At 72.6% G+C, this 6,320-nt stretch carries 9 protein-coding genes; 5 read left to right on the top strand and 4 right to left on the bottom strand.

Annotation, left to right across the window (positions count from 1 at the left end):
- Together I6A60_RS26630 and I6A60_RS26625 are read right to left on the bottom strand one after the other, a co-directional pair.
- Positions 1 to 249, bottom strand: a 249-nt coding sequence (locus tag I6A60_RS26630) for a metallophosphoesterase (RefSeq protein ID WP_238436293.1), incomplete at its 3' end; no start/stop codon positions are given.
- Positions 250 to 363: 114 nt separating this feature from the next.
- Positions 364 to 1,092, bottom strand: coding sequence for a dienelactone hydrolase family protein (locus I6A60_RS26625; protein WP_238436292.1), 729 nt, complete (start codon positions 1,090 to 1,092; stop codon positions 364 to 366).
- A 78-nt stretch (positions 1,093 to 1,170) separates the two neighbouring features.
- On the opposite strand from I6A60_RS26625, the gene I6A60_RS26620 reads away from it, so the two are divergent.
- From I6A60_RS26620 to I6A60_RS26605, 4 genes are all read left to right on the top strand, one after another.
- On the top strand, positions 1,171 to 2,001 hold the full coding sequence (locus I6A60_RS26620) for a helix-turn-helix transcriptional regulator (RefSeq protein ID WP_307873886.1): 831 nt from the start codon (positions 1,171 to 1,173) through the stop codon (positions 1,999 to 2,001).
- A gap of 87 nt (positions 2,002 to 2,088) precedes the next feature.
- Positions 2,089 to 2,553, top strand: coding sequence for a peroxiredoxin (locus tag I6A60_RS26615; protein WP_203023229.1), 465 nt, complete (start codon positions 2,089 to 2,091; stop codon positions 2,551 to 2,553).
- 22 nt (positions 2,554 to 2,575) lie between these two features.
- Entirely contained in the window at positions 2,576 to 3,406 is an 831-nt protein-coding gene (locus I6A60_RS26610) for a VIT1/CCC1 transporter family protein (protein WP_203023228.1), read from the top strand.
- 51 nt (positions 3,407 to 3,457) lie between these two features.
- Entirely contained in the window at positions 3,458 to 4,342 is an 885-nt protein-coding gene (locus tag I6A60_RS26605; RefSeq protein ID WP_203023227.1) for an oxidoreductase, read from the top strand.
- Positions 4,343 to 4,374: 32 nt separating this feature from the next.
- Here the strand turns inward: I6A60_RS26605 and I6A60_RS26600 are convergent, their stop codons facing one another.
- Complete coding sequence (locus I6A60_RS26600; protein ID WP_203023226.1) at positions 4,375 to 5,307, bottom strand: NAD(P)H-binding protein; 933 nt, start codon at positions 5,305 to 5,307, stop codon at positions 4,375 to 4,377.
- A 168-nt stretch (positions 5,308 to 5,475) separates the two neighbouring features.
- Between I6A60_RS26600 and I6A60_RS26595 the strand changes: the two genes are divergently transcribed.
- On the top strand, positions 5,476 to 5,781 hold the full coding sequence (locus tag I6A60_RS26595) for a hypothetical protein (RefSeq protein WP_203023225.1): 306 nt from the start codon (positions 5,476 to 5,478) through the stop codon (positions 5,779 to 5,781).
- 31 nt (positions 5,782 to 5,812) lie between these two features.
- Here I6A60_RS26595 and I6A60_RS26590 read toward each other — a convergent pair whose 3' ends face one another.
- A complete protein-coding gene (locus I6A60_RS26590) occupies positions 5,813 to 6,262 on the bottom strand; it encodes an NUDIX domain-containing protein (RefSeq protein ID WP_203023224.1) in 450 nt (149 codons plus the stop codon).
- Between the last annotated feature and the right edge of the window lie 58 nt (positions 6,263 to 6,320).

Genomic DNA, 6,320 nt, shown 5'->3' with positions numbered 1-6,320 from the left:
GGGAACTCCCTCGGCGAGCGAGTCGTCGATCAGCTTCTGGGCCTCGGCCCGCCGCGCGGCGAGGCCGGTCAGCCGCGCGCGCAGCCTTTCGTCGGCGTCGTCCGGGTGCATCACCTGGATGTCGCCGGTGATCACGACGACATCCGGGCGCGCCACCTCGTTGAGGTACGCGATCAGGCAGCGGAAGTTCGCCTCGGTCAGGCCGCCGCGGTGGGTCAGGTGGGTGTCCGAGATCTGCGCGATCTGCATGGGGCGAGATCTCCTCGTCGGCCGGCGTCCCTCGATTCACCGCAGCCGACGTGGCGGGCCGTGAACGTGGCCTAGACCCCGAGATGAATACTCGGCGAGCATCGGCGGAGCCGGTCAGGCGAGCAGCGCCAGAATCCTTTTCATGGCGTCGTCGCGGGCATCTCGATCGAAGGCGGGCGTGCCGGTCCAGAAGAACGCGTGTTGAACGCCCGGGTAGACGACGAGCTCGTGCTGGATCTCATTCGAGCGCAGGGCCGTCGAGATCCGCTCGAGCTGGTCGGCGTCGATCAGCGCGTCGTTCCCGCCGTACAGGCAGAGAACCTGGCCGCTGATTCCCGGGGTCAGCTCCAGGGTGGGCTCGGGACGGCTGAGCGGGATGTCGGTGGTCGGAAGCCAGCCGCCGTACAGTACGGCTGTCCGGGAGACAGGCAGGCTGGCCGCGGCCAGATAGGCGAGATGGCCGCCGGCGCTGAATCCCACCAGGGCAACCTCGCGAACCGCGTAACGGCCCGTCAGCGTCGTCATGGCCGCCCTTACATCGGCGATCGCGCCGGCGCGGCTCAGCTTGTGCAACAGAGCGAAACCCGCGCGGCGGCCGTCGTCGTCCCGGGCCAGGTACCGGCCCTGCTCGGCGTCCCGATGGTAGAACTCCGGTGCGATCACCAGATGCCCGGCGGCGGCGATCTCGTCCACCACGGATCGGATATCCGGGTTCACCCCGAACAACTCATGCGCCACGATCACCCCGACCGGCGCTATATCGCCGGCCGGCCGAGCGAGATAGCTGGCCATCACGGTGCCATCCGGCACCGGAACCTCGATTCGCTCCCGAAGAATGTCCATGGAGCCCAGTCTCCGCAGCGCACAGCGGGGTGACCACAGCATGTCTTTACTAGCATCGCCGTGACTATGCTCGCGGGCGTGGAGTCCAAGGGAGACCCGGTCACGCTGGGTGAGCTCCTGCGGTCCCGACGCGCCCGGCTCAGCCCCGCGGCCGTCGGGCTGCCGCCGGGAGCGCGGCGCCGTACACCCGGGCTGCGCCGCGAGGAGGTCGCCGCGCTCGCGAACCTGTCGCCGACCTACTACGCGTTCCTCGAACAGGGCCGCCAGGTCCGCCCCTCCGCGCAGGTGCTCGACGCCCTCGCGGCGGCGCTGCGGCTGAATCCGGCTGAGCGCCAGTACCTCGACGTTCTCGCGAACGGCCGGCCCGCGAGCGCGCAGCTGCGCCGCGAGACCGAGTGGCGGGCGCGGCCCCCGGCCGAGACGATCTCGCCCGACGTCGCGGACCTCGTCGAGCGTCTCGATCCCTATCCGACCTTCGTCAAGGGACGCTGCTGGGATGTCCTCGTGGCGAACCCGGCGGCGCGCGAGCTTTTCACCGACTGGGAGACCCGGGCACCCGAGGACCGGAACCTGGTGCGCTGGATGTTCACCAGCGACGAGGCGACGCGGGTCTACCTCGACTGGGAGCAGGAGGCGCGCGCCATGCTCGGGCGCTTCCGGCTGGCCACCGCGGCCCACATGAACGAGCCGAGTGTCGCGGCCCTCGTCGGCGAACTCCAGCGCGACAGCGCGTACGTGCGGCGGTGGTGGCCGGAGCACGACGTCGTCTCGATAGGCAATGGCCTGAAGAGGCTCCGCCATCCTCGCCTCGGCCCGTTGGAGTACGCGCACGTCGTGCTCCAGGTCGCCGACCGGCCGGAGCAGACACTGGTCACCTACACGGCGCGGCCTCCCGGGCTGACTGGCTGAACGTGCCGGCGGATCGCCGCCCGCGCGTGTTCGTGAGCGAGGTGACCGGACACGGATGACCGGGAGCCGGCGCATAGCATCGCTGACATGCTCGACCCGGGTGCCCGCCTTCCGGCGTTCGCGTTGCCGGACCAGGACGGGAAGCTGGTCTCCTCGACGGCGCTCGCGGGCCACTGGGCGCTGTTGTGGTGGTATCCACGGGCCGGGTCGCCCGGCTGCACGATCGAGGGCCAGGAGCTCCGCGACCGCGCCGAGCAGTTCCGGGCGGCCGGCTGCCTCATCGTCGGCCTGTCGTTCGACACACCTGACGAGAACAGGGCCTGGGCCGAGGAACAGGGCTTCGAGTTCCCGCTGCTGTCCGACGTCGACCACAGCGTGGGGCGCCTGTTCGGGGTCGAGCGGGCGCCGGACGACCAGTACGCCGCCTTCCCGCTGCGCGTCTCCTACCTGGTCGATCCCGCCGGCGTCGTCCGCAGGACCTACGCCGTCGCGGGCGTCCAGGAACACGCCGTCTCGGTGCTGTCCACCCTCACCGGGCTGAGCCGCGAGTGAGCGCCGCCCATGAGTGCCGCCCATGAGTGAGGACGCCGCGGCCACGGCCGTCCCGTCCCCGGCGACCGGCCACCGGCCGTACCGGCCGTACCGGCCGGCCCGCCCGCTGCACACGACCGCCACCGGCGCGCCCGCCGACCCGGCGGCCGACGCCGCCGAGCTCGCCGGCCAGGTGGCCAAGGTCGCGCGTGGTGGCGCGCGGGCGGCTGTGCTCGGCATCAGCGACGGCCTCGTCACCAACATCTGCCTCATCCTGGGCCTGGCCGGCGCGCACGCCTCGCCCAGCGCGGTCCGCCTGGCCGGGTTCGCCAGCCTGCTCGCCGGCGCGCTGTCGATGGCCGCGGGGGAGTGGGTCTCCGTCCGTAGCCAGGCCGAGCTCTACGACGGTCTCCTGGCCCAGATCCGGCGGCTGGTCACGCACAACCCGAGACTGATGCTCGACGAGCTCTCCTCGAGCCTGGAGGCCGCCGGACTCGCCCGCGCGACCGCCCAGTCCGCGCCCTCGGAGCTCGCGCTCGACGAGGAGCGGTTCCTCGCCTTCACCGCCCAGATCGTGTTCGGCATCAGCCCCGCGGGGCTCGGCTCGCCGCTGACCGCCGCGACCACCTCGCTCGCCTACTTCGCCGCGGGAGCCCTCGTCCCGCTCGCGCCCTGGTGGTTCCTGCACGGCGTTCCCGCGGTCGTCGTGTCCATCGCGCTGACCGCGGCCGCCAGCGTCCTCGTCGGAGCCGTCGTCGCCCGTTCCGGCGGCCGCCCGCTTCGCCGCGGGGCGCTGCGCCAGCTGGCGATCATCCTCGTGGCGGCGGGCGTCACCTACAGCATCGGGAAGCTGTTCGGCTCGACGGTCAGCTGACCGGCCGCGCCGAATCCACCCGTCGACCAATCCAGAAGAGAAGACAACGTCATGAATCCAACGGTCGCGGTCGTGGGTCCTGGGGCGATCGGCACCACCGTCGCGGCGGCGCTGCACGAGGCCGGCCGCACGCCGTCGCTGTGTGGTCGCACGGCGCGCGAGCGCCTGGAGCTGCGGGATGCCGACGGCGTCCTCGTCGTGCCGGGTCCGGTGCTGATCGATCCGGCGCGGACCGAGAAGCCGGTCGACCTCGTCTTCCTCGCCGTCAAGTCGCCCCAGACCGCCGCGGCGGCGCCCTGGTTGGCGGCGTTGTGCCAGCCGGGGACCACTGTCTGCGTGCTGCAGAACGGCGTCGAGCAGGAGGCGACCGTCGCGCCCCACGTCCCCGGCTGCCCGGTACTGCCCGCTGTCGTGTGGTTCCCGGCTGTGGCCCAGCCCGACGGTTCCGTCTGGCTGCGCGGCGCGGCCCGCCTGACCCTGCCGGACCTACCGTCGGCCCAGGTGGTGCTCGCGGCGCTGGGCGGCACTCGCTGCTCGGTCGAGCTGGCCGTGGACTTCACGTCCGTAGCGTGGCGCAAGCTGCTCCAGAACGCGGCCGCCGGGCTCATGGCTCTCAGCGGCCGCCGGTCCGGCATGTTCGGCCGCGAGGACATCGCCCAGTTGTCCCTGGCCTACCTGCGGGAGTGTCTCGCGGTCGCCCGGGCCGAAGGCGCGGTTCTGGGCGACGAGGTGCCGCTGGAGATCCTCGACAGCTTCCAGGCCAACCCGGCGGACCTCGGAACCTCCATCCTCGCCGACCGTGAAGCCGGCCGGCCGCTCGAATGGGACACCCGCAACGGCGTCATCGCGCGACGCGGTCGGGTTCATGGCATCCCGACGCCGGTCAGCGACGTGGTGGTGCCGCTGCTGGCGTCCGCGAGCGACGGACCGGGCTGATTCCCTGCCCCCGGTCCGCGGGCGTTCGGTGCTCAGGCGTTGGCGTGCACCGGCAGGAACTCGTCCCGATGGGAGGCGACGTAGGACTCGATGGTCTGCGCGGGGGTGCCGGTGACCTGCTCGACCGTGTCGGTGTGACGGTCGAACCGGTTCTCCCGGTGCATGCGGGCCAGCGTGACCAGGTGTTGGCCGACGTGCGCGGTCAGGCCGGCCGTTGGCAGAACGCGCTCGGCCCACCAGTCGGGAGCCACGTCCACGTAGGGCACAGGTCGCCCGAGCGCGCGGGAGTACTCCGCGGCGATCGCCGACAGGTCCTGGCTGAGCGGACCGGTCAGCTCGTAGACCCGGCCCTCGTGGCGGTGCGGCTCGTCGAGCAGGGCCGCGACGACCCGGGCGACGTCGTGGGCGGCGACCGGCGAGGTACGGCCCGAGCCGAGTGGAAGTGCCAGCGTCCCGTCCTGACGGATCGACGCGGCCGCCAGCCCGGTGAAGATCGGGTTCTCCAGGAACACCGTCGGACGGACGTGCGTCACCGGCAGACCGGACCAGTCGAGCACCTGTTCGGACAGCCAGTGCAGCCGCTGCTGGCAGGACTCGTCGACCCGTAGCGCGGTCATCCGGGACACCGTGAGCTGCGACATCGAGACCAGCGTCTCCAGGCCGCCCAGGGCCCGGCAGACCGTGGCGACGGTCGCCGCCGCCTCCAGATACCGCGGCGAGACGCTGATGGAGAAGTACATCCGCCTGCAGCCGGTCAGCGCACGGGCGAGGTCCTCCGGCCGGGTGAGGTCACCGACGACGACCTCGGCGCCGAGGTCGCGCAGCGCCTGCGCCCGCTCGTCCTCCCGGTGGGTCATCGCTCGGACGGTGCGGGTCCGGCCGAGCAGCAGCTCCACCACCGTCCGGCCGACCCCACCGAGTCCGCCGGCCGCGCCCGTCACAAGGATCGGATCGGCGCCCGTCATCGTCGCCTCCCCTCGCTTCCGTCCCGCCCTCCGCGTGCCCGTCCCCACCCGGGTGAAACGGGGTCGCCGAGTTGGCTCCCCGACGGTCAGGCGCTGGCGGGTGCCGCGGCCCTGCCGCGAGCTCGAGCCGGGCTTCCGTGCCGCCGCGCCATCAGGTCAAATGGGCCGGTGTCCGAGGAAACGGTGTGGAAGCGTGTCTCCTGGGTCGAGCTGTACTTCGACCTGATCTTCGTGGGCACCCGGAGCCTGGTCACGAACCGGTCCCTGCGCGTCGGCCCGCCGCTGCGGGCGGCGGTCATCACCGCGACGGTCTGCCTCGCCCTGCTGCGACCCCTGATCTCGACCACCGGCGTCGTGCTGGCCACCGCCGCCTGGGCGGTCGCCCTCGCCGGGTACGTCACCTGGCGCATGCCCGACCGGCTCAAGGACGTCGCCGCCGACCCGCTCGTCTATTTCCGCTCGGCCGCCAGCTGAGCCGCCGGAGCCCGTGGCGGCGCCGGCGCCGTCAGCCGGCCGGCAGGGTGGTGTGCCACCGCGACCGGTGGTCCCGGCTCCACCCGTGGATCATCCCGGTGAGGGCCGGCGGGCGCAGGTCGAGGTCGGCCAGCTCGTCGAGCGCGACGGCGGTGAGGTGGAAGTCGGCCCGGTTGCTGATGATCTGAGCCCCCCAGGGCAGCCGGGCGGCGAACACGGTGCTCAGCTCGTGGACCAGGACGCCGTCCGCGACATAGCTGTGCTCGGCGCAGCCGACGAGCTCGACCTCGGCGATGTCGAGCCCGGCCTCCTCGTCGGCCCGGCGCCGCAGCGCCGCCTCGACGGTCTCGCCGGGCTCGACCGGGCCCCCGGGCAGGAAGTACCAGGCCTGCCCGCGGCGACGGACGAGCAGGGCCCGGTCGTCGGTGAGGACGAGCAGCCGAGCGCTGATCTCGGTACGCGTAGGCGGGGGCAGGGGCATGCGGTCTCCAGAGTCAGGGTGATCCCCACCAGGATGCTCGGTCACCCGGCGGCCGGCG

This window comes from Frankia sp. AgB1.9 (assembly GCF_016786355.1).
In the GTDB taxonomy this organism is placed as follows: domain Bacteria; phylum Actinomycetota; class Actinomycetes; order Frankiales; family Frankiaceae; genus Pseudofrankia.
This window is presented reverse-complemented; position numbering and strand designations above follow the sequence as displayed.